Consider the following 21,751-nt stretch of genomic DNA (forward strand, 5'->3'; position numbering starts at 1 on the left):
ACGCGCCCGAAGTCCCGTGTGAAGTCCCGTGCGGAGACCCCTGTTGCAGGCCCGGAGCAAGAGGCGGCCCGGCACCGGCCGGCCGCCGGCCCCGGACCGGAACCCGAGCCGGCCCCCCGCCGCCGACGGCGGGCCCGCGGCCCCCGCCCGCGCCCCTTCGGCCTGCGCACCCGGCTCGTCCTCGCGTTCCTGCTCGTCGCCGCCGTCGGCTGCGGCACCACCGCCGCCCTCACCTACCGGGCCGCCCGCAACGCCATCCTGGAACAGACCCAGAACACCGCCGTCTCCGCCTTCCGCGAGCAGGTCGAGGCACTCAACATCACGCTGCCCCTCGAAGGCGAGACCCTGCGGTCTCACGCCCTCCAGATCGCCGGCCAGGGCAAGCCCCGCCCCTGGCGCGTCTACGCCGAGTACGGCACCCTCCGCATCTCCTCCACCGACCGCCCCACCTCCTCCGTCATCACCCCCGAGCTGCGGGCGCGCGCCAAGGCGTCCGAAGCCGCCCCGCACGGCACCTTCCAGCGCGTCGTCAAGAACGGCACCCCGTACCTGACCATGGCCGTCCCGGCCGCCTTCTACGCCTTCACGGCCGAGGACACACCTCAGCCCACCGGCCTCGTCTACTACGCCGTCCTGGAACTCGACGAGGAGGAGGCCAACGTCGAGGCCATGGTCAGCGCCGCCCGCGACGGCGCTCTGCCCGCCCTCGCCATCGCCCTGATCCCCGCGCTCATCGCGTCGCGCGGCGTCCTCCGCCCCGTACGGGAGCTGCGGATCGCCGCCCACAACATGGGACGCGGCCGGCTCGACACCCGGATCCACGCCAAGGGCAGCGACGAACTCTCCGACCTCGCCCGCACGTTCAACGAATCCGCCGCCGAGCTCGAACGCTCCGTCGCCGAACTCCGCAGCGCCGAGGCCCGCGCCCGCCGCTTCGCCTCCGACGTCTCGCACGAACTGCGCACCCCTCTCGCCGGCATGCTCGCCGTCACCGAGGTCCTCGACGAGGACGCCGACGCCGGGACGCTCGACAGCGACACCGCCCGCGCCGTCCGGCTGGTCAGCGCCGAGACCGGCCGCCTCGCCGTCCTCGTGGAGGACCTGATGGAGATCTCCCGCTTCGACGCGCGCGCCGCCGAACTCCACACGGACGAGGTCGACGCCGCCGACTGCGTCCGCAAGACGCTCCAGAACCGGCACTGGACCGACCCCGCGTCCGTCGTCCCGCACCTCGCCCCCGGCATCAGGGCCCGCCTCGACCCGCGCCGCTTCGACGTCGTCGTCGCCAACCTCGTCGGCAACGCCCTGAGGCACGGCGCGGCGCCGGTGACCGTCCGGGTGTACGAGGAGGGGGACCACTTCGTGACGGAGGTCGCCGACCGGGGTCCCGGCATCCACCCGGACGTCCTGCCGCACGTCTTCGACCGCTTCTACAAGGCGGACCAGGCCCGGACGCGCTCGGCGGGCAGCGGGCTCGGCCTCGCGATCACCCTGGAGAACGTACACCTGCACGGAGGCACCGTGGAGGCCGCCAACCATCCCGACGGCGGCGCCGTCTTCACCGTGCGGATGCCACTGTGACCCGCCGGACGGCCACTGTGACCCGCCGCAGGACGGCCGCCGTGACCCGCCGCCGGGCAGCGGCCGCCGCGGCCCTCGCCGGGCTCCTGTCGCTGACCGCGTGCGGCATCCAGGGGACCGACGTCGTCGAGGCGGGCGGGGCCGCGACCGTCCTGGTCGCGCCGAACCCCGAGTCCCGGATGGTGCTGTACTTCGTCGGCCCGGACGGGCGTTCCATGCCGGTGGCCCGTGACGTCGGGTTCGGGGGCCCGGAGACCACGTTCGCGGCCGACCACCCGGGAGACGGCCGGGTCCCCTACGAAGGGTTCGGACCCGGCTACGAAGTCGACAGGGCCGACCTGAGCGGGGCGGGCGTCGCCGGCGACAAGGTGCTCGCAGCGCTGCTCGCCGGACCGAACCCGGCCGAGGCCGCCGCGGGCCTGACCACCGCCCTGCCGCACGGCGCCGGCGTGCCGCACGTCCAGGTGGAGAAGTCCGGCGGCACGCTGGGCCGCCGACTGCTGCGCCTGCGGGCCCCGTTCAAGGTCACCGACCTGCCGGCGACGGCCGTCCGCCAGCTGGTGTGCACCGCCGCGTACGCGGAGGACCGGGTCGGCCTGGCGGAGGTGGCCGTCACCGGCCCCGACGGCGCCCTGCCCCCGACCACCTGCGGCGACACCCTCTAAAGGGTCTTGCCGGTCAGAAAGCGCGCAGGTCCGCGAGAACCGCGTCCGTGAACGGCGGCCAGGCCTCGACCGCCCACGCTCCGAACGGCCGGTCCGTGAGGGCCACGCACGCGGCCCGCGCATCCGGGTCGACCCACAGGAAGGTCCCCGACTGCCCGAAGTGCCCGAAGGTGCGCGGCGAGGACGTGGCGCCCGTCCAGTGCGGAGACTTGCCGTCGCGGATCTCGAAACCGAGCCCCCAGTCGTTCGGCCGCTGGTGCCCGTAACCGGGCAGGATGCCGGTCAGACCGGGGTACGTGACGGTCATCGCGTCGAGGACGGTCCGGGCGTCGAGCAGCCGCGGCGCCTGCACCTCGGCGGCGAACCGGACGAGGTCGTCGACGGTCGACACGCCGTCCTTGGCGGGCGAGCCCTCCAGGGTCGTCGAGGCCATGCCGAGGGGCTCCAGGACCGCCTGGTGCAGATACTCGGCGAACGGGATGTCGGTCGCCTTGGCGACGTGGTCGCCGAGCGCCTCGAAACCGGTGTTGGAGTAGATCCGCCGGGTGCCGGGCGCCGCCATGACCCGGTTCTCGTCGAAGGCGAGCCCCGACGTGTGGGCGAGCAGATGGCGGACGGTCGCGCCCTCGGGCCCGGCCGGCTCGTCGAGGTCGATCGCCCCCTCCTCGTACGCGACGAGGACGGCGTACGCCGCGAGCGGCTTCGTGACCGAGGCGAGCGGGAAGCGCCGCCCGGTGGGGCCGTGCGACCCGGCCAGGGTGCCGTCCGCCCGGACGACGGCGGCGGCCGCGGTGGGGACGGGCCAGTTCTCGATCGACGCCAGGCTCGGCACGCTGCTGCTCTGCATGGGCCGAGCCTACTTGCTTCGAGTGCACTCCAACGTTTTAGCGTGGGGTCATGAGCGTGATCGCGAGCACGAGCGGAACCCGCCCGCACTACACCATCAGTGAGGTCGCGGCTCTGACCGGCCTCTCGGCGCACACCCTGCGCTGGTACGAGCGGATCGGCCTGATGCCGCACGTCGACCGCTCGCACACCGGGCAGCGCCGCTTCAGCGAGCGCGACCTCGGCTGGCTGGGCTTCGTCGGCAAGCTGCGGCTGACCGGCATGCCGGTCGCCGACATGGTCCGGTACGCCGAACTCGTCCGCGAGGGCGATCACACCAGGGACGAACGGCGCGAGCTCCTGGAGACCACCCGGCGGGACGTCCTCAGTCGGATCACCGAGCTCCAGGACACGCTCGCCGTGCTCGACATCAAGATCAGCCATTACGGGACCGTCTGCGGAGGTACACCCACATGACCAGGATCGACACCGTACGGCTCGGCGGCCGGGCCGTCGACGGCCACGGCCCGGAGGTCGGCGTCCAGGGCTTCGGCGCCATGGGCATCAGCGAGTTCTACGGCGACACCGACGAGGCCGCCGCCCGCGACACCCTCGACGCGGCCCTGGAGGCAGGCGTCACCCTGATCGACACGGCCGACATCTACGGCAGCGGCGCCAACGAGGAGTTCCTCGCGCCGTTCCTCGCCGCCCACCGCGACGAGGTCACCCTCGCCACCAAGTTCGCCATCGAGCGGCGCGCCGACGACCCGTCGTACCGCGCCGTCCGCAACGACCCGGCGTACATCAAGCGGGCCGCGGAGGACAGCCTGCGCCGCCTCGGCGTCGAGACGATCGACCTCTACTACATGCACCGCCGCGACCCGGAGATCCCGTTCGCCGAGTCCGTCGGCGCGATGGCCGAGCTGGTCCAGGAGGGCAAGGTCCGCTTCCTGGGGCTGAGCGAGGTGACCGGGCCCGAGCTGCGCGAGGCCCACGCGGTGCACCCGATCGCCGCCCTCCAGTCGGAGTGGTCGCTCTTCTCCCGGGACGTGGAGCGCAGCGCCGTCGGCGCCGCCGCCGAGCTCGGCGTGACGTTCGTGCCGTACTCGCCGCTCGGCCGTGGCTTTCTGACCGGGGCGTTCGCGGACGCCGGCAAGGAGCTGTCGGGCGGCGACTTCCGCAGGCACCAGCCGCGGTTCACCGGCGAGAACGCGGAGCGGAACGCCGCCCTGCTCGACCCGGTCAGGAAGATCGCCGCCGCGCACGGGGCCACTCCGGCGCAGATCGCCCTGGCCTGGGTGCAGCAGCGGTCCGCCGTGCACGGCCTGGCGGTCGTCCCGATCCCCGGCACCCGCAAGCGCTCCCGCCTGGAGGAGAACGCGGCCGCCACCCGGATCGTCCTCACCCCGGCCGAGCTGGCCGAACTGGAGCCGATCGCGGGCCTGGTGGCGGGCGACCGGTACCCCGACATGAGCCTCACGTCCCTGGCCCGCGAGGCCGAGGGTGAGTCCGGGACGCCGGCGCCGGGCGCTCCGTGACAGCTGTCCCGTAACGGGCGTGTGGAGTCGGCGACGTGCGAGCAGTCGCCGTCCCGTGCGTGACGTCATCGCGTACCACTGAGAGAGCAGAGCAGAGCATGCGCACGCCGAGGATGACAGCGGAGCAGGTCGAAGCCGCCCTGACCGAGGCGGGCTGGTCCCGCGGGCGCGACATCGGCGCGGAGCTGCCCGGGCTCCTGCGGGTCGTGACGGAACGCTTCGCCGACGAAGGCTGCCCCGTCGAGCCGTTCAGGGCGGCCGAGGACTTCGTGCGCGAGTTCGGCGGGCTGCGCCTGGTCGTTCCCGGGGACCCGCCGGACGCCATCGGCTTCACCCCGCACTGGATCTACGAGGAGAGCGGCGAGGACGTGGCCGAGCTTGCCGAGAACCTGGGCCGCGGACTGTTCCCGGTCGGATACGAGGAGTTCGACGGCGGGATGATCCTCATCGACGACACCGGGCGCTTCTTCCTCATGCACCACACCGGCCCCTATTTCCTGGGAACGACCACCCACGAGGCCGTCAGCTGCCTGCTCCGCGGCCCCCAGCAGGAAGCGGGGACGTACTTCGTCTGACGTGACCGACGTGACCCCGGGCATGAACCCCCTCACCCCAGCCCCAGGGCGAAGACCCCGAAGCCGGCCGCGAGGAGTCCCGCAAGCACGCGGCGGGCCGGCCCGGTCTTCGCCCACGGGGACTCGAAGCCCCGCGCGAACCGCCCGATCAGGACGAGCAGTCCGGCGAAGACCGGCATCCACGCCAGCCGGGCCAGGATCCAGCCGACCGAGTCCGGCGTGCCGACCAGGCCGGGGATCTCCCCGAGGTACGAGCCGGGGATCGCCGCCGCGAGCATCGCCGTCTGGTGCCAGCACAGGATCGTCATCGCGGACAGGTTGACCACCACGACCGGCGCCCACAGCGCGGGCCGCTCCAGGAGCCGGCCGAACCGGCCGCGGAGGAGGATCGCGGCGCCGCTCTGCGCGGCGGCGAGGGCGAGGACGAGCAGCGACGGCGGGTGCGAGTTGGTGCGGACCTCGCCGGGGACGCCGACCATGGACGCCGGGTAGCCGAAGGAGAGCAGGAGGGCGGCGAAGAGCGCGGCCCCGCCGACGAGCAGTCCCCAGGCGTGGCGCCGGGTGACCCGGCCCTCGCCCCACGAGACGCCGAGCTGATAGGCGAAGAGCCAGCCGGGCAGGATGTTCAGGAGGCTCAGCCAGGACGGCACGGCGTCGGCGTACGGCCCGTAGCGGAGGAAGTCGACGACGGCGACCGAGGCGAGCAGCGGCGCCGCCGCCCAGACGCCGAGGCGGCGGGCGACCCGGACGCAGTACGGGGTGAGCGCGGTGACCACGGTGTAGACACCGACGAACCAGAGCGGCTGGATGACGAGGGTGGACGCCGTCCGCAGGCTGTCGACGGGCACCCCGAGGCCGAAGTGGAGCACGGGGAGCAGCGCCGCCCACACGGCCGTGACGCCGAGCACGGGGCGGCCGAGCCGGGCGAGGCGCCCCTTGAGCCACTCGCCCGTGGAGCCCTTGCGGCGTCGGTAGGAGAGGACGGAGGCGTAGCCGCCGACGAGGAAGAAGATCCCCAGCATCTGGAGGACCCAGCTGACCGGGGCGAGCCCGGCGAAGGTGCCCAGCGGGCTCGCGTTGTGGATCGCGCCGTCGGAGGAGAGGGTGAAGCCGCCGAGCAGCCAGTGCCCGGTGGGTACGGCGAGCAGGGCGAGGGCGCGGAGCCCGTCGATCGCCCGGTCGCGGTGGGCGGGAGTCCCGGATTCGATCTTCCGGACCATCGTCGTCAGCGTGCTCATCGGACGTCTCCCTCGGCGATCGCGGCGAACGTGCGCAGGGAGCTGGTGCCGGCCGCGAAGTAGCCGCCGTGGCCGGTGGCGTCCTCGGCCGGGACCCGGCGGGCCCCGAAGGCCGGGTCGGTGGGGTCGGTGCCGTGCCCGAGCCCTGCGAGCTCGACGTTCGGGATCCGGTCGATCCAGTCGGTGGGATCCTTTGCCGCCCAGACGCGGGCGGAGGTGCCGAGGCCGGCGACGTTCTCCGCGCGCATCCCGGGCGAGCCGAAGACCACGAGGTCCTTCGCCTTGAGGTCGTGGGCGGCGAGGCCGCAGACGACGGAGCCGTAGCTGTGGCAGAACACGGACGGCTCGGCGGCCCCGGCGGGCCTGACGGCCGCGAGACCGTCCACGAAGCGGGTGAGGCGGTCCGCCCCGGCCTCGGCGAGCCGGCCGGTGGCCGCGTCCAGGCCGACGCCGACGGGCGTGGTGTACCCGGCCCAGGCGACGACCGCCGTCCGGCCGCCGGTCGCCCGGTGCAGGGCCCGCGCCATGTCCGCGAGCGGCGTGACGTGGCCGGTGTCGGTGTCGGAGCCGGGCACGATCACGGCGACCTGCTCGGCCCGCGCCAGGTCCCCGTACACGAGGGCGACCTGACCCCGGCCGCGCGGATCGTGGGCCAGGACCCGCGCTCCGGGGAACCGGCCGTGCGTGGCACGGTCGTTGGCCTCGTACCGCAGGGCCAGGGGTGCGCCGTCGAGGTTCCCGACGACCGTGGGATGCGTGCGGGCCAGTTCGCCCTGTCGTACGGGAGCGAGTCCCGCGAAGTACCGCGCGGTCTCGTCAGGGCTCATCCGCTCGGGGTCCGGCAGCCCCGCATCCCGCCACGCCCCCGTCCCGGCCGGGGCGCCGGTGACGGCCTCCTGGGCGTCCCCGGACGCCCAGCCGGCCGTCCCGGCGATCACGGTGGCCACGACGGCCACGGTGGTCAGGGTCCTCGCAAAGCGGCGCATGGGGTCGCCCTCCCTCTCCGGTTCTCGCTCTTTCGTCGGCGAGAGGAAGGTAGGAAGACGACGGGTGACGGCACGTCACACCGGGGAGCCAACCACCGGTTGATACCGGGGTAGGGGGTGGAGGAGCAGCCAACCCCCTGGCGGGGGTGGGGTTTTCCCCCGGTCCCGCGGGCGGGCTCAGGTCGTGCCGGGGGTCACCAGGCCCGACTCGTACGCGAAGACCACGGCCTGCGCGCGGTCGCGCAGGTCCAGCTTGGCGAGCACCCGCCCGATGTGGGTCTTCACCGTCTGCTCCGCGAGGACCAGGTGATCAGCGATCTCCTGGTTCGACAGTCCGCGGGCGATCAGCTCCAGGACCTCCGTCTCGCGCGGGGTGAGGCCGTTCAGGCGCAGCGCGGTGGTGTCCCGGCGCGGGGCGGGCCGGGAGGCGGCGAAGTCGGCGATGAGGCGGCGGGTCACGGACGGGGCGAGCAGCGCCTCGCCCGCCGCCACGATCCGTACCGCCGCGATGAGGTCGGCGGGCGGCGCGTCCTTCAGGAGGAAGCCCGACGCGCCCGCGCGCAGCGCCTCGTACACGTAGTCGTCCACGTCGAAGGTGGTCAGCATCAGCACCTTCGGCCGGTGTGTGACACCGGTCGGCGGGTGGAGGATCTCGCGGGCCGCCGCGAGCCCGTCCAGCTCCGGCATCCGTACGTCCATCAGTACGACGTCCGGATGCGTCGAACGGGCCACGTCCACGCCCTGCCGCCCGTCCGGTGCCTCGCCCACCACGTCGATGTCGGGCTGGGCGGCGAGCAGCGCGGCGAAACCGGCCCGCACCATGGCCTGGTCGTCGACGATGATCACGCGGATGGTCACTCGGGGTCCTTGGGGGTCGGGAGCGGGTCGAGGTCGGGGGCGGGGTCGGGTCGGGGTCGGGTCGGGGCGTCGGGGTCGTCGCCGGAGCCGGTCAGGAGCCGGTCAGGAGCCGGTCAGGGCGCCGGTCAGGGCGCCGGTTCCGGGGCCGGTTCGGGCGCCGGGTCCGCCGTCAGCGGGAGCCGTGCGGCCACCCGGAAGCCGCCGTCCGGCAGCGGCCCGGTGTCCAGCGAGCCGCCCGTCAACCGTACGCGCTCCCGCATCCCGACGAGGCCGTGCCCGGTGCCGGCCGCACCGCGCTCCACCCCGGAACCCGCCTCCGCGCCGGGCCCGTTGACGACGAGGACCGTCAGCCACCCGTCGTCCGAGGCGCGCACCGAGACCCGGGTCGCGGCGCCCGGCGCGTGCCGGACGACGTTGGCGAGGGCCTCCTGCACGATCCGGTACGCGGACAGGTCCACCGCCTGCGGTACGTCCCCGAGGCCGGCGGCGAGCGACAGCTCGGCCGGCACCCCGGCCCGTACCGTCGCCTCGACCAGCTGCTGGACCCGGTCGAGACCCGGCTGCGGGGCCCGCTCGCCCTCGCTGCCGTCGCTGCGCAGCACGGAGAGCAGCCGCCGCATCTCGGCCAGCGACTCGCGCGCGCTCGTCGCGATGGACGTGAACTCCTCCCGGGCCGCGTCCGGGAGGTCCGGGATGCGGTACGGGGCCGAGTCCGCCTGCACGGTGATCACGGACATGTGGTGGGCGACGACGTCGTGCAGCTCGCGCGCGATCCTCGCCCGCTCCTCCAGGAGCGTGCGGCGGGAACGCTCGGCCTCGTTGATGATCTCCTGCTCGACGAGCCGCCGCTGCGCGTCGCCCCGGGCGCGTATGGCCGAAGTGAGCAGCAGCAGCACGCCGCTCAGGACGAGCATCAGCGTGTGGACGCTGGTGTCCCCGTCGGGCCGGAAGGCCTCCAGGACGTACCCGGCGGCGCCGGTCGCCAGCCAGACGCCGAAGAGGGCCCGGCGCGACTCGCGCAGCCCGAGCGCGATCATCAGGGCGCAGTAGCCGATGACGACCGGCGGGGTCCAGGGCCACAGGTCGGCGTGGACGCCGTCCGAGTGGACGAGGGCGAGCGAGCCGAGGACGTCGGCGGTGAAGATCACCCACCAGGCCTGGAGGGGGCGGGAGACGGCGAGCAGCAGGGGCGCGGTCTGGGCGATGGCGATGGCCCCGGCCAGGGCGCCGTTGATGCCGTAGTCGTTGACGAGGACGGTGACCGTGGTCGGCAGCAGCGAGGAGACGAAGGCGAGGGCGACGACGTACGGCAGCAGCCGCACCCACCGCGAGGAGGCCTCGGAGAGCAGGGGCGCGCCGGGGGTGGTCGGGGTGGTGAGCGCGGCCCCGAGGCCCTGGAACAACTCGCGTGACCGTGCGCTGAACCGGCGGAGGCGGCTGGGGCCGCGGAGGGGCGGCTCGTGCCGCTGTTCGGTAGCCATGACCCGCCCAGGGTAGGCAGCGGGTGGGGCGCCCGGCGTCATACCGGGGAGGGGGCCGCGACCCGATACCGGGGTATGACACCGGGGTATGACACGGGGTATGACCCCGCCGGGTGGGTGGCTCAGAGCTCCGCGAGGAGCTCCGCCTTCTTCGCCGAGAACTCCTCGTCCGTCACGAGCCCCGCCCGGTGCAGATCGCCCAGGTGCCGGATCCTGTCCGCGACCGCCCCGGGGTCGCGGCGCGCGGCGTCCGGAGCGCCGGCGGTGACGGCGGCGGGCACGCGGTCCTTGCCCCGGATCGCCGCGAGGACGGCCGCGGCGAAGGGGAGGGACTCGTGCACCGGCCCGTAGCCGAGACCGAAGACGACCGAGGCCGGGTCCCGGTCGGGCTGGGAGGGGCGGGGGCCGCCGTCCCGGGGGACCAGCCGCAGGTACCCGTCGAGGATCTCCGGCGAGCGCCACTCGACGCCGCTCAGCTCCCGTACCGAGAAGGTCTGGTCGCCGGCCTTCCACTTCTCCGAGGACGCGCCCGTCCAGGACCAGCGGAAAGCGACCTCCGACATTCCGTCGAAGCTCGCCCTCCCGTCGTACGTCTTGAAGGACAGCGGCCCCGCGGGCGCGGCCACCAGGAAGCCGTCGGCGGGCCACACGGCCGCGATGTCCTCGCCCCCCGCCGGGTCCGCCGGGTCGGCTGAGTCGGCCGGGTCCGCCAGGTCCGTCGCGTCCGCCGGGAGCAGCGCCCGCAGCTCGTCCCGGTAGTACTCGGCGAGCGTCTCCCGGTCAGCGGGCAGCACCAGACGGTACGGGTCGCAGGCCTCCTTGAGCTGTCCCGCGGCCGCCTCCATCAGCGGATCGGCGCCGGGCCTGGGCACGGCGTGCAGCACGACGGTGCCCCGCTTGCCGGGCGTGAGCGTCACGGACGCCAACGCCTCGTGCGGTACTCGTCGTTCGCGTAGCGCGCTGAAGAGCTTCGGCGTATTGCGGTTGCGGTTCCCCCGTTCGAAGCGGATGACGAGGGCATCGCTCTCGAACTCCCAGGTGGCATGAATTCCGGCCAGCACATCACCCATACGCCTCATCGTAAGCGGCGCGTGCCCGTGCGTCGCCCCTGTGAACGGTCCGGACATTCCGTGATCTACGCGCGTCAGGCCCCTTCCGCGCCGGATATTCCGTCGTGGCAAGCGCTGTCGGCACGTGCGCAGATCAGGTCCCGGTACGAACCGACGCCTATCGCGGCGAAGTTGCCGAGGCTCTCCGTCCCCGGCTCGAAATAGCCGCCATGGCCGACCGCGCCGTCCGCCGAGAGCAGCCGCGCGCCGAATTCCGGTTCCACCGGGTCCGCGCCGTGCCCGACCCCGCCCACCTCCATGTGCGGCACGTTCTCGATCCAGTCGTCCGCGTCCCGCATGGCCCACACCCGGGCCGGAGTGGCGAGGTCCGCCGCGCGCTCCACCCGCATGCCGGGGCTGCCGGCCACGGCGAGATCCGTCACCCGGGCGGGCAGCCGGGGCGCGGCGAGCCCGCAGAGGACGGAGCCGTAGCTGTGGCAGAAGAGCGCCACCCGGGCGGTCCCGGGCAGCGCCGAGGTCAGCTCCACGAGGCGTACGGCTCCGTTCGCGGCGAGCCGGCCGGTCATCGCGTCGACTCCGACGCCGGCGGGCGCGGTGTAGTCGGCCCAGGCGATGACGGCGACCCGCGCGCCGGGGGAGGCCCGCCGCTCGGCGGCGAACAGCGCCTCGGCCATGCCGGCGGGAGCCGCGTACCGGCCATGGGTCTTCTGGAAGGTGAGGAGGGTCGTGTCGACGCCGGGCACGATCACCGAGACCCGCCGGGCCCGCTCCAGGTCGCCGAGGACCTCGGCCGCGCGTCCCTTGCCCGTCGGGTCGAAGGCGAGGACCTGGCGGCCCGGCCGCAACAGGGAGGTGAAGCGGTCGGCCCGGCGCTGCGCTTCGTGCCGGCCGTCGGCGGACAGCCGGGAGTCGGCGAGCCTTCCCCGCTCGGTGGCGAGCGCCAGCGCGAGGGTGAGCCGGTTGGCGCGGTAGCGGAGCGCGACGGGGGCGCCGTTGAGGTTGCCGACGACGAGCGGGTGCCGCTCGGCGAGCCGGAGGCCGCCGGCCGGCCCGAGCCGGGCGAAGAACGCGGCGACCGTGCGGGCCGGGGTGGCGGCCGGGTCGGGCAGCGAGCGGTGGCCGACGCGGTCGCGCGCCCACGCGGCGAGCGCGGTCTCGCGGAGCGGTCCGGGCGCGTGCCGGTGCGTGATCGTGGTCCATCCGGTGGTCGCGAGCAGCACGAACACGACGGCGAGCGCGAGGAGCGTGCGCGTCACGGCGAGGGTGGGCGAGGCGTCGGCGGGGGTCACGGGCCGCCACCCTACGGGGGTCGGCGCGGGTGGCCCAAAGCCTTGCGCCGGGTACTTCGGAGCGGTACGGGACGCCTACGGGGCGTCGCCGGACGCCGGGGCCTGCGGGGCGCCGTCGCCGGCCGTTCCGCGCCGCCAGTGCGGGGCGAGCGCCGGGCCGAGGTGGTCGAGGTAACGCTCGGTGAGGGCGCGGATCGCCTCCAGGCTCTGGTCCGTGCCCCGGACCCACATCTGGCCGGTCACCCGCATGACCCCGCTGAACGCCGCCACCGCGATCCGGGGGCGCGGGTCCTCGTCCACGTCGAGACCCTCCCGCTCGGCGATGATCCGGGCGATCGTCTCCTCGGTCTCCGCCGAGCGGCGCAGGTGGACGGCGAGCAGCGCGGGCGTCGACTCGATCAGCTCGAAGGTCCGCAGGTACAGCTCGACGGGGACGACCTCGACGATCGCCTCGCCCGTGTGGTCCCAGGCGCTGAGGACGGCGTGCCGCAGCGCGTCGAAGGGACCCTCACCGGGCGGCCGCTGCTCGAGGGCGCTCACGAACAGCGCCTCCACCATGTGCTGGACGGCGAAGGCGACCTCCTCCTTGGAGGCGAAGTAGCGGAAGAAGGTCCGCTGGGAGACCTCGACGGCGTCGACGATCTCGTCGACGGTCGTCCGCTCGTACCCCTGGGTGGTGAAGAGCTCCAGGGCCACCCGGATCAGCGCGTCCCGCGTGCGCTGCTTCTTCCGCTCGCGGAGGCCGGGGGCGGGGACGGTCAACGAGGATCCTCTTTTCTGGCGTCGATTCGCTGGCGTCGATTCGCTGGTGTCGTCTCAGGCGTCGTCTCAGGCGTCGTCTCAGACGTCGCTTCAGGCGTCGTTTCAGGTGTTTCGTCCGAGTCAGGGTACCTGTGAGCTACGTGACAGTTACCGGCGTGTGAATCGCTTTGTCAATTGTCAGTCGCTGACATTAGCCTCGTTCGCATGACTAGTCAGACCACCGTGGAAAAGGCCCCGCAGGGTCAAGGGGGCGTCCGGGAACCCGTTCCGGGCCCGGCGAAGGGACTGCGCGGCCACCCTTGGCTGACCCTGTTCGGCGTCGCCGTGGGCGTGATGATGGTCGCGCTCGACGGCACGATCGTCGCCATCGCCAACCCCGCCATCCAGGCCGACCTCGGCGCCTCGCTGGACCAGCTCCAGTGGATCACCAACGGCTACCTGCTCGCGCTCGCCGTCGCCCTGATCACCGCCGGCAAGCTCGGTGACCGCTTCGGACACCGGCAGACCTTCCTCATCGGCATCGCGGGCTTCGCCCTCGCCTCCGGCGCGATCGGCCTCTCCGACTCGATCGGGGCCGTGATCACCTTCCGTGTCCTCCAGGGCGTCTTCGGCGCCCTCCTCATGCCGGCGGCGCTCGGCCTGCTGCGCGCCACCTTCCCCGCCGAGAAGCTGAACATGGCCATCGGTATCTGGGGCATGGTCATCGGCGCCTCGACGGCCGGCGGCCCGATCCTCGGCGGCTTCCTCGTCGAGCACGTCAGCTGGCAGTCCGTCTTCTTCATCAACGTGCCGGTGGGCGTGCTCGCGCTCGTGCTCGGCCTGGTGATCCTCAAGGACCACCGCGCCGAGAACGCGCCGCGCTCCTTCGACGTCCTCGGGATCCTGCTGCTCTCCGGCGCGATGGGCTCCCTGGTCTGGGGCCTCATCAACGCCGGTGCCAAGTGGGGCTGGGCGAGCGGCAACACCGTGGGCTGCCTGGCCGCCGCGGTCCTGCTCTTCGTCTTCTTCGCCTTCTGGCAGACGAAGGCCAAGGAGCCCCTCATCCCGCTGGCCATGTTCCGCTCCGTCCCGCTGACGGCCGGCGTGGTGCTGATGGTGCTGATGGCCTTCGCCTTCATGGGCGGCCTGTTCTTCGTGACGTTCTACCTCCAGGGCGTGAAGGGGCTCGGCCCGATCGACGCCGGACTGCGCCTGCTTCCGCTGACCGCGATGATGATCGTCTCCTCGCCGCTGGCGGGTGCCCTGATCACCAAGTTCGGCCCGCGGGTCCCGCTGGTCGGCGGCATGGTCTGCACGGCCGTCTCGATGTTCGGCATGATCACGCTCTCGGCCGGTACGAGCACGCTCGTGATGTCCCTCTGGTTCGCGCTGCTCGGCCTGGGCCTCGCCCCGGTCATGGTCGGCGCCACCGAGGTCATCGTCGGCAACGCCCCGCTGGAGCTCTCCGGTGTCGCCGGCGGTCTGCAGCAGGCCGCCATGCAGGTCGGCGGCGCGCTCGGTACGGCGGTGCTCGGCGCCGTCATGTCCTCCAAGGTCGCGGACTCCTTCGCGGGCAACTGGAAGGAGGCCGGCATCCCGGTCCCGGCCGATCCGAAGCTGGAGGAGGCCGCCGGGTTCGGCATGGCCCCGCCGGAGCTGGCCCAGGCGCCGGGGATGACCCCCGACCTCTTCGACAAGGTCGCCGGAGTCATCCACGACACCTTCCTGGAGGGCATGGGCCTGGCCTTCACCGTCGCCGGTGTCGTCGCGGTCGTCGCGGCCCTCGTCGCCATGCTCACCAAGCGCGGCGAGAACGCGGAGGCCGGCGGCATGGGCGGTCACATCTGACGTCCGCAGGGATTCCCGTAGCCGGGGTTTCCGAGTCGGGATTGCCGTAGTCAGGGATCCCGCAGTCAGGGTTCCCGTAGGGGGCCGTCACCCGTTCGCGTGAACGGGGGCGGCCCCTCTTCCGTCGGGGGGTGACCTCCGCCATGCTCGTGATTACAGAGAGTGACGAAACGGGGGGTCATCAGCATGTACTCGTATACGAAGACCGCGCTCGCCACGGCGGCCGCGGCCGTCCTGACCGCGCTTCTGACCGGGCTCCTGGTCGCCCCGGCCCCGGCGGCGGCCGCACCGTCCGGGACCGCCCTCGGGGCCTGCGGTCCCGGCCGGCTCTGCCTCTGGCCCAAGCCCGACTTCAAGGGCCGGGTCCAGAGCCACGAGCTGGCCACGACCGACATCGACAGCTGTGTCGCCCTGCCGCCCGGCACCTCGGCGCAGTCCCTCGCGAACCGCACGGGCCGGCCGGTCACCACGTACCAGTCGGCGGAGTGCGCGGAGGCGGGGGAGTTCGAGACCTACCCGGGGCGGGGGACCTGGGTGCCGCAGACGCCCTACGAGGTCAGAGCGTTCAAGCTCTGGGAGCGGTAGGAGCGGTAGGCCCGGCGGGAACCACGGGCTCGGCGGACACGGCGGGCTCGGAGGGCCCGGCGGGCGCGGGGACGCCCCGGGGGCCGTCCGACGGGGAGAGGCGCGCCACCTCCGCGCGCAGCTCCCGCACCTCCAGGGTCAGCGCCTCCAGCAGCTCGGTCTGCCGGCGCTCCACCGCGTCGTCCCGGTCGAAGCGGGCGATGAACCAGGCCGCGATGTTCGCGGTGACCACACCCAGCAGGGCGATGCCCGACAGCATCAGACCGACCGCGAGGACCCGGCCGAGACCTGTGGTCGGGGCGTGGTCGCCGTAGCCGACCGTCGTCATCGTGGTGAAGGACCACCAGACCGCGTCCCCGAGTGTCTTGATGTTGCCGTCCGGGGCGTCCCGCTCGACGTGCAGCACGGCCAGCGAGCCGAACATCATCAACCCGACGACCGCGCCCGCCACATAGGTGGTGAGCGTTATCTGCGGGGCCATCCGGGCCCGCCGGCCCACGAGGAGGAGCGTGGAGACGACGCGCAGCAGCCGCAGCGGCTGCACCATCGGCAACAGGACCGCGAGCAGATCCAGGGGGTGGGAACGCACGAAGGCCCAGCGGGCCGGGGCGAGAGCGAGCCGGACCAGATAGTCCAGCGCGAAGGCCGCCCACACCGCCCACTCGACATGGGTGCACAGCCGGTGCACCCAGGGGGCGGCATCGGGAGCCACGATCGGCACGGCGTAGGCGATGCCGAAGGCCACGGCCAGCACCAGCAGGGGTGTCTGGGTGCGCCTTTCCCAGCTCTTCCAGCGAACCTTCATGCGGGGCATCGTAGAGAACGCCGAAGGGCGGCGAGACCATCGGTCCCACCGCCCCTCACCAGGCGCTCCGTGCTAGGAGGCCCGTCCGGTCACGCGTCGCCGCCCGCGGCGCCCGGGTCGGCGGCCGCCACGTCGAGCAGCTGGTAGCGGTCCACGGCCTGCTTCAGGGCCGACCGGTCGATCTTGCCGTCGCGGGCGAGTTCGGTCAGCACCGAGAGCACGACCGACTGGGCGTCGATGTGGAAGTAGCGACGGGCCGCGCCCCGCGTGTCCGCGAAGCCGAAGCCGTCCGCGCCCAGCGAGGTGTACTGGCCCGGGACCCAGCGGGAGATCTGGTCCGGGACCGCGCGCATCCAGTCCGAGACCGCCACGAACGGGCCCTCCGCGCCCTGGAGCTTGCGCGTCACGTACGGGACGAGCTGCTCCTCGTCGGGGTGGAGCAGATTGTGCTCCTCGACGGCCACGGCCTCGCGGCGCAGCTCGGTCCAGGAGGTCGCGGACCAGACGTCGGCCCGCACGTTCCACTCCTCGGCGAGGATCCGCTGCGCCTCGATCGCCCATGGCACGGCGACACCGGAGGCCATGATCTGCGCCGGGATCAGACCGGCCTCGGCCGGCTTGAAGCGGTGGATACCGGCGAGGATGCCCTCGACGTCCACGTCCGCCGGCTCGGCCGGGTGCTGGATCGGCTCGTTGTAGACGGTCAGGTAGTAGAAGACGTCCTCGGCGGCCGGGCCGTACATCCGGCGCAGGCCGTCCTTGACGATGTGCGCGATCTCGAAACCGTAGGCCGGGTCGTAGGCGATGCAGGCCGGGTTGGTCGAGGCGAGCAGGTGCGAGTGGCCGTCCGCGTGCTGGAGGCCCTCGCCGGTCAGCGTCGTGCGGCCGGCGGTGGCGCCGAGCACGAAGCCGCGCGACAGCTGGTCCGCCATCTGCCAGAACTGGTCGCCGGTCCGCTGGAAACCGAACATCGAGTAGAAGACGTACACCGGGATCAGCGGTTCGCCGTGCGTGGCGTACGCCGAGCCCGCGGCGATCAGCGAGGCCGTGCAGCCGGCCTCGGAGATGCCGTCGTGCAGCATCTGACCGGTCGGCGACTCCTTGTAGGCGAGGAGGAGTTCGCGGTCCACCGCCTCGTACTGCTGGCCCAGCGGGTTGTAGATCTTGGCGCTCGGGAAGAAGGCGTCCATGCCGAAGGTGCGGTACTCGTCGGGGGCGATCAGCACGAAGCGCTTGCCGATCTCCTTGTCCCGCATGAGGTCCTTCAGGATGCGGACGAAGGCCATCGTCGTGGCGATCGACTGCTGCCCCGAGCCCTTCTTGGCCGCCGCGTAGGTCTTGTCGTCGGGGAGGACCAGCGGCTTCGCCCGCACGACACGGGTCGGCACGTACCCGCCCAGCGCGTTGCGCCGGTCGTGCATGTACTGGATCTCCTCGGAGTTCCGGCCCGGGTGGTAGTACGGCGGCAGGCCGTCCTCCAACTGCCGGTCCGTCACCGGGATGTGCAGCCGGTCGCGGAAGCGCTTGAGGTCGTCGACCGTCAGCTTCTTCATCTGGTGGGTCGCGTTGCGGCCCTCGAAGTTCGGGCCCAGCGTCCAGCCCTTGACGGTCTGGGCGAGGATCACGGTCGGCTGGCCCGCGTGCGCCTTCGCCGCCGCGTAGGCCGCGTAGATCTTCTTGTGGTCGTGGCCGCCGCGTCCCAGGTGCAGGACCTGCTTGTCCGACATGCCCTCGACCATCGCCCGCAGCCGGTGGTCGTCGCCGAAGAAGTGGTCACGGATGTAGGCGCCGGTCTCCGTCGCGTACGTCTGGAACTGGCCGTCCGGGGTGGTGTTGAACTTGTTGACCAGGATGCCGTCGCGGTCCTGCGCGAGCAGCGGGTCCCAGGAGCGGTCCCAGATCAGCTTGATGACGTTCCAGCCGTTGCCCCGGAAGATCGACTCCAGCTCCTGGATGATCTTGCCGTTGCCGCGCACCGGGCCGTCGAGCCGCTGGAGGTTGCAGTTGACGACGAAGGTCAGGTTGTCCAGGCCCTCGCGGGCGGCGATGGAGAGCTGGCCGACCGACTCGACCTCGTCCATCTCGCCGTCGCCGAGGAACGCCCAGACGTGCGACTTGGAGGTGTCGGCGATGCCGCGCGCCTCCATGTACCGGTTCATCCGGGCCTGGTAGATCGCGCCGAGCGGGCCGAGGCCCATCGACACCGTCGGGAACTCCCAGAAGTCCGGCATCAGCCGGGGGTGCGGGTACGACGAAAGGCCGTTCGGGAACCTCGACTTCTCCTGGCGGAAGCCGTCGAGCTGGGTGTCGTTCAGCCGGTCCAGGAGGTAGGCGCGGGCGTAGATGCCGGGGGAGGCGTGCCCCTGGAAGAAGATCTGGTCGCCGCCGTCGCCCTCGTCCTTGCCGCGGAAGAAGTGGTTGAAGCCGACGTCGTAGAGGGAGGCCGAGGAGGCGAACGTGGCGATGTGACCGCCGACGCCGATGCCCGGCCGCTGGGCGCGCGAGACCATCACGGCCGCGTTCCACCGCGTGGCGTTGAGGACCTTGCGCTCGATCTCCTCATTGCCGGGGAAGAACGGCTCGTCCTTGGTGGCGATGGTGTTGACGTAGTCCGTGCTGCGCATCTCGGGTACGGCCACGCGCCTCTCGCGCGCCCGCTCGATCAGCCGGAGCATGAGGTAGCGGGCCCGCTCCCGGCCCCGCTCGTCGACGGCAGCGTCGAGGGAGTCGAGCCATTCCTGGGTCTCTTCCGGGTCGAAATCCGGGACCTGGCTGGGAAGGCCGCCAATGATGATCGGGTTGCGATCGGATCCGGGAGCCACGCTCTTCCTTCGCTGTTCGGTGGTGCCCACGGGGCCACGGAGTGGTCGGGATGTCCATCGTGTACCCCGTCGACGCCAGACGTCACATTTACCGAGGGGTAACCCCTGTGAGGTGCCCAGCGGTGTCCGCGGTGTCCTCCACGTGTTCGGATGTGTTCAAATCGCAACCTTACGCTCAACTCGCGCATGCGTTTCGTCCGGGCGTTCGGCAGACTGAAACCTCAGAAGTCCGTAAACCGGGATGAATCATGTGGGACTGATCACGGAGGGCGGTCGGAGCATGCCGGAAGTTGGGGCGAGACGGCCCCAAACGTCACCGTTTCGGCGGTCTCCGGGGCCCAGTACTTGCGCGATGAGCCCCGGCACGTGTGGACTACGGCCAGCGCCGCGCGCATACGCGTGGCCCACAGCATTTTCCGAATGAGCAGGAGGCAAGCCGTGAGCGCGACCGCGGACCACGCGGAGGAGCGGACCAACCCGGCAGCGAGGCTGGGGTTCGAGCCTGGCCAGGTGGTCCAGGAGATCGGCTACGACGACGACGTCGACCAGGATCTCCGTGAAGGCATCGAGTCCATCATCGGCGCCGAGCTCGTGGACGAGGAGTACGACGACGTCGCCGACGCCGTCGTGATCTGGTTCCGCGACGAGGACGGCGATCTCACCGACGCACTGGTGGACGCCATCGGTCTTCTGGAGGACGGCGGCGTGATCTGGCTGCTGACGCCGAAGACCGGCCGTGACGGCTACATCGAGCCGAGCGATATCAACGATGCCGCGCAGACTGCTGGTCTCTCCCAGACCAAGAGCATCAGCGTCGCCAAGGACTGGGCGGGCGCCCGTCTGGTGGCCCCCAAGCGCTGATCACCATGTAGCGAGAAGCCCCCGCCGGTTCGCCGGCGGGGGCTTTCGCACACAGGCCGTAGGCTGGGCCTCACCGATTCGGCCCAAGATCTGGGCCGGGCTCCGGCGAAGGGATGCATGGGCGATGGCGATCGAGGTCGGCACCGAGGCCCCGGAATTCGAGCTGAAGGACAACCACGGACGCACCGTGCGGCTCTCGGAGTTCCGCGGCGAGAAGACTGTGGTGCTGTTCTTCTACCCCTTCGCCTTCACCGGCGTCTGCACCGGCGAGCTGCGCGAGCTGCGGGACAACCTCCCGACGTTCGTCAACGACGACACCCAGCTCCTCGCCGTCTCCAACGACTCGATGCACACCCTGCGCGTCTTCGCCGACCAGGAGGACCTGGACTTCCCGCTGCTCTCCGATTTCTGGAAGCACGGCGAGGCCTCCCGGGCCTACGGCGTCTTCGACGAGGAGAAGGGCTGCGCGGTGCGCGGCACCTTCATCATCGACAAGGCGGGCGTCGTTCGCTGGACCGTCGTGAACGCCCTTCCGGACGCCCGCGACCTCGGCGAGTACGTCAAGGCGCTCGACGCCATCTGACCCGGCCCCGGCCGACACCTCGGATTCACCGGGCGAATCGACTGTTTCGACCGGGAACCCGTCACTAGGATCCACTCGTTGATCCGATGCCAACGCACGACTGGGGCGCTGCCCCTGAAAACGTATGGAGGGACTCGTGGGAGTCAGCCTCAGCAAGGGCGGCAACGTCTCGCTGACCAAGGAGGCCCCTGGCCTCACCGCCGTGACCGTCGGTCTGGGCTGGGACGTCCGGACCACCACCGGTACGGACTTCGACCTCGACGCCAGCGCCATCCTGGTGAGCGAAGAGGGCAAGGTCCGCAACGACCAGGACTTCGTCTTCTTCAACAACCTCAAGAGCGCCGACGGCTCGGTCGAGCACACCGGTGACAACCTCACCGGCGAGGGCGAGGGCGACGACGAGCAGGTCAAGGTCAGCCTGGCGACCGTGCCGGCCGACGTGACCAAGATCGTCTTCCCGGTCTCGATCTACGACGCCGAGAACCGCCAGCAGTCCTTCGGCCAGGTGCGCAACGCGTTCATCCGCGTCGTGAACCAGGCCGGCGGCGCCGAGATCGCCCGCTACGACCTCTCCGAGGACGCCTCGACCGAGACCGCCATGGTCTTCGGCGAGCTGTACCGCCACGGCGCGGAGTGGAAGTTCCGCGCCGTCGGTCAGGGGTATGCCTCGGGTCTGCGCGGTATCGCGGCGGACTTCGGCGTCAACGTCTGAGCCGAACCGTTCCAACCGTCCGGCGCCGCACCTTCCGTGCGGCGCCGGACGTGCCTCATCACCACCGGGGAGGAATCACAACCATGGGTGTCACACTCGCCAAGGGGGGCAACGTCTCCCTCACCAAGGCCGCTCCCAACCTCACCAAGGTCCTCGTCGGGCTCGGCTGGGACGCGCGTTCCACCACCGGAGCCCCCTTCGATCTCGACGCCAGCGCCCTGCTGTGCCAGGCCGGCCGCGTGCTGGGGGACGAGTACTTCGTCTTCTACAACCAGCTCCGCAGCCCCGAAGGCTCCGTCGAACACACCGGCGACAACCTCACGGGCGAGGGTGACGGGGACGACGAGTCCCTCATCGTGGACCTCACCCAGGTCCCCACCCACTGCGACAAGATCGTCTTCCCGGTCTCGATCCATGACGCCGACAACCGCGGGCAGAGCTTCGGTCAGGTCGGCAACGCCTTCATCCGCGTCGTGAACCAGCTCGACGGTCAGGAACTCGCCCGCTACGACCTCTCCGAGGACGCGTCGAGCGAGACCGCGATGATCTTCGGCGAGCTGTACCGCTACAACGGCGAATGGAAGTTCAGAGCGGTCGGTCAGGGGTACGCGTCCGGGCTCCGGGGCATCGCTCTAGACTTCGGGGTCAACGTTTCGTAAAGCCATGTAATTTCACGATGGGGTAGACA

Annotated in this window: 21 protein-coding genes; 11 read left to right on the forward strand and 10 right to left on the reverse strand. The window is 72.0% G+C overall.

Annotated elements, in window-relative coordinates:
• Positions 1-18 precede the first annotated feature (18 nt).
• The gene (locus tag OG357_RS27400; protein WP_443066740.1) at positions 19-1,581 is read left to right on the forward strand and encodes an ATP-binding protein; all 1,563 of its coding nucleotides are present in this window, start codon (positions 19-21) and stop codon (positions 1,579-1,581) included.
• On the forward strand, positions 1,578-2,246 hold the full coding sequence (locus OG357_RS27405; RefSeq protein ID WP_329623683.1) for a hypothetical protein: 669 nt from the start codon (positions 1,578-1,580) through the stop codon (positions 2,244-2,246). Before OG357_RS27400 ends, OG357_RS27405 begins: the two co-directional genes overlap by 4 nt.
• Positions 2,247-2,259: 13 nt before the next feature.
• On the opposite strand, the gene OG357_RS27410 is transcribed toward OG357_RS27405, so the two are convergent.
• Positions 2,260-3,078, reverse strand: a complete 819-nt coding sequence (locus OG357_RS27410) for a serine hydrolase domain-containing protein (RefSeq protein WP_329625711.1) — start codon at positions 3,076-3,078, stop codon at positions 2,260-2,262.
• Positions 3,079-3,143: 65 nt separating this feature from the next.
• On the opposite strand from OG357_RS27410, the gene OG357_RS27415 reads away from it, so the two are divergent.
• From OG357_RS27415 to OG357_RS27425, 3 genes are all read left to right on the forward strand, one after another.
• Positions 3,144-3,548 (forward strand): MerR family transcriptional regulator, encoded by a 405-nt coding sequence (locus OG357_RS27415; protein WP_329623684.1) that lies wholly within the window; start codon positions 3,144-3,146, stop codon positions 3,546-3,548.
• Complete coding sequence (locus OG357_RS27420; RefSeq protein WP_329623685.1) at positions 3,545-4,609, forward strand: aldo/keto reductase; 1,065 nt, start codon at positions 3,545-3,547, stop codon at positions 4,607-4,609. Before OG357_RS27415 ends, OG357_RS27420 begins: the two co-directional genes overlap by 4 nt.
• Before the next feature lie 98 nt (positions 4,610-4,707).
• Positions 4,708-5,184: an SUKH-3 domain-containing protein gene (locus OG357_RS27425; RefSeq protein ID WP_329623686.1), complete on the forward strand. Its 477-nt coding sequence runs from the start codon at positions 4,708-4,710 to the stop codon at positions 5,182-5,184.
• A gap of 32 nt (positions 5,185-5,216) precedes the next feature.
• Here OG357_RS27425 and OG357_RS27430 read toward each other — a convergent pair whose 3' ends face one another.
• The 7 genes from OG357_RS27430 to OG357_RS27460 form a co-directional block, all read right to left on the reverse strand.
• Positions 5,217-6,422, reverse strand: a complete 1,206-nt coding sequence (locus OG357_RS27430; RefSeq protein WP_329623687.1) for an acyltransferase family protein — start codon at positions 6,420-6,422, stop codon at positions 5,217-5,219.
• A complete protein-coding gene (locus tag OG357_RS27435; protein WP_329623688.1) occupies positions 6,419-7,408 on the reverse strand; it encodes an alpha/beta hydrolase in 990 nt (329 codons plus the stop codon). The genes OG357_RS27430 and OG357_RS27435 overlap by 4 nt, the downstream gene beginning before the upstream one ends.
• 177 nt (positions 7,409-7,585) lie before the next feature.
• The gene (locus tag OG357_RS27440) at positions 7,586-8,266 is read right to left on the reverse strand and encodes a response regulator transcription factor (protein ID WP_317594663.1); all 681 of its coding nucleotides are present in this window, start codon (positions 8,264-8,266) and stop codon (positions 7,586-7,588) included.
• Between the two features lie 125 nt (positions 8,267-8,391).
• Positions 8,392-9,747 (reverse strand): sensor histidine kinase, encoded by a 1,356-nt coding sequence (locus OG357_RS27445; RefSeq protein ID WP_329623689.1) that lies wholly within the window; start codon positions 9,745-9,747, stop codon positions 8,392-8,394.
• A gap of 122 nt (positions 9,748-9,869) precedes the next feature.
• Entirely contained in the window at positions 9,870-10,817 is a 948-nt protein-coding gene (locus OG357_RS27450; protein ID WP_329623690.1) for a DUF4429 domain-containing protein, read from the reverse strand.
• 74 nt (positions 10,818-10,891) lie between these two features.
• The gene (locus OG357_RS27455) at positions 10,892-12,106 is read right to left on the reverse strand and encodes an alpha/beta hydrolase (protein WP_329623691.1); all 1,215 of its coding nucleotides are present in this window, start codon (positions 12,104-12,106) and stop codon (positions 10,892-10,894) included.
• 75 nt (positions 12,107-12,181) lie between these two features.
• The gene (locus OG357_RS27460) at positions 12,182-12,868 is read right to left on the reverse strand and encodes a TetR family transcriptional regulator (protein WP_329623692.1); all 687 of its coding nucleotides are present in this window, start codon (positions 12,866-12,868) and stop codon (positions 12,182-12,184) included.
• A gap of 333 nt (positions 12,869-13,201) precedes the next feature.
• On the opposite strand from OG357_RS27460, the gene OG357_RS27465 reads away from it, so the two are divergent.
• A complete protein-coding gene (locus OG357_RS27465) occupies positions 13,202-14,695 on the forward strand; it encodes an MFS transporter (RefSeq protein ID WP_443066824.1) in 1,494 nt (497 codons plus the stop codon).
• A 186-nt stretch (positions 14,696-14,881) separates the two neighbouring features.
• Entirely contained in the window at positions 14,882-15,280 is a 399-nt protein-coding gene (locus tag OG357_RS27470) for a peptidase inhibitor family I36 protein (RefSeq protein WP_329623694.1), read from the forward strand.
• On the opposite strand, the gene OG357_RS27475 is transcribed toward OG357_RS27470, so the two are convergent.
• Both OG357_RS27475 and aceE read right to left on the reverse strand, forming a co-directional pair.
• Entirely contained in the window at positions 15,261-16,085 is an 825-nt protein-coding gene (locus OG357_RS27475; protein ID WP_329623695.1) for a potassium channel family protein, read from the reverse strand. The genes OG357_RS27470 and OG357_RS27475 overlap by 20 nt on opposite strands.
• 89 nt (positions 16,086-16,174) lie before the next feature.
• Complete coding sequence (gene aceE, locus OG357_RS27480; protein WP_329623696.1) at positions 16,175-18,907, reverse strand: pyruvate dehydrogenase (acetyl-transferring), homodimeric type; 2,733 nt, start codon at positions 18,905-18,907, stop codon at positions 16,175-16,177.
• A gap of 438 nt (positions 18,908-19,345) precedes the next feature.
• Here aceE and OG357_RS27485 point away from each other — a divergent pair, with 438 nt between their 5' ends.
• The 4 genes from OG357_RS27485 (at position 19,346) to OG357_RS27500 (ending at position 21,722) form a co-directional block, all read left to right on the forward strand.
• Entirely contained in the window at positions 19,346-19,768 is a 423-nt protein-coding gene (locus OG357_RS27485) for a DUF3052 domain-containing protein (RefSeq protein ID WP_329623697.1), read from the forward strand.
• Between the two features lie 124 nt (positions 19,769-19,892).
• Positions 19,893-20,351 (forward strand): peroxiredoxin, encoded by a 459-nt coding sequence (locus tag OG357_RS27490; RefSeq protein ID WP_329623698.1) that lies wholly within the window; start codon positions 19,893-19,895, stop codon positions 20,349-20,351.
• 136 nt (positions 20,352-20,487) lie between these two features.
• Positions 20,488-21,063 (forward strand): TerD family protein, encoded by a 576-nt coding sequence (locus OG357_RS27495; protein WP_317594642.1) that lies wholly within the window; start codon positions 20,488-20,490, stop codon positions 21,061-21,063.
• 83 nt (positions 21,064-21,146) lie between these two features.
• Entirely contained in the window at positions 21,147-21,722 is a 576-nt protein-coding gene (locus OG357_RS27500; RefSeq protein ID WP_329623699.1) for a TerD family protein, read from the forward strand.
• Positions 21,723-21,751: the final 29 nt, after the last annotated feature.

The sequence above is a fragment of the Streptomyces sp. NBC_01255 genome (assembly GCF_036226445.1).
In the GTDB taxonomy this organism is placed as follows: domain Bacteria; phylum Actinomycetota; class Actinomycetes; order Streptomycetales; family Streptomycetaceae; genus Streptomyces.

Coding starts and splice junctions, on each gene's coding strand:
- OG357_RS27415 (WP_329623684.1), top strand. CDS start 3,144: ATGAGCGTGATCGCGAGCACGAGCGGAACCCGCCCGCACTACACCATC.
- OG357_RS27435 (WP_329623688.1), bottom strand. CDS start 7,408: ATGCGCCGCTTTGCGAGGACCCTGACCACCGTGGCCGTCGTGGCCACC.
- OG357_RS27470 (WP_329623694.1), top strand. CDS start 14,882: ATGTACTCGTATACGAAGACCGCGCTCGCCACGGCGGCCGCGGCCGTC.
- OG357_RS27430 (WP_329623687.1), bottom strand. CDS start 6,422: ATGAGCACGCTGACGACGATGGTCCGGAAGATCGAATCCGGGACTCCC.
- OG357_RS27420 (WP_329623685.1), top strand. CDS start 3,545: ATGACCAGGATCGACACCGTACGGCTCGGCGGCCGGGCCGTCGACGGC.
- OG357_RS27425 (WP_329623686.1), top strand. CDS start 4,708: ATGCGCACGCCGAGGATGACAGCGGAGCAGGTCGAAGCCGCCCTGACC.
- OG357_RS27500 (WP_329623699.1), top strand. CDS start 21,147: ATGGGTGTCACACTCGCCAAGGGGGGCAACGTCTCCCTCACCAAGGCC.
- OG357_RS27445 (WP_329623689.1), bottom strand. CDS start 9,747: ATGGCTACCGAACAGCGGCACGAGCCGCCCCTCCGCGGCCCCAGCCGC.
- OG357_RS27465 (WP_443066824.1), top strand. CDS start 13,202: ATGATGGTCGCGCTCGACGGCACGATCGTCGCCATCGCCAACCCCGCC.
- OG357_RS27490 (WP_329623698.1), top strand. CDS start 19,893: ATGGCGATCGAGGTCGGCACCGAGGCCCCGGAATTCGAGCTGAAGGAC.
- OG357_RS27475 (WP_329623695.1), bottom strand. CDS start 16,085: ATGAAGGTTCGCTGGAAGAGCTGGGAAAGGCGCACCCAGACACCCCTG.
- OG357_RS27450 (WP_329623690.1), bottom strand. CDS start 10,817: ATGGGTGATGTGCTGGCCGGAATTCATGCCACCTGGGAGTTCGAGAGC.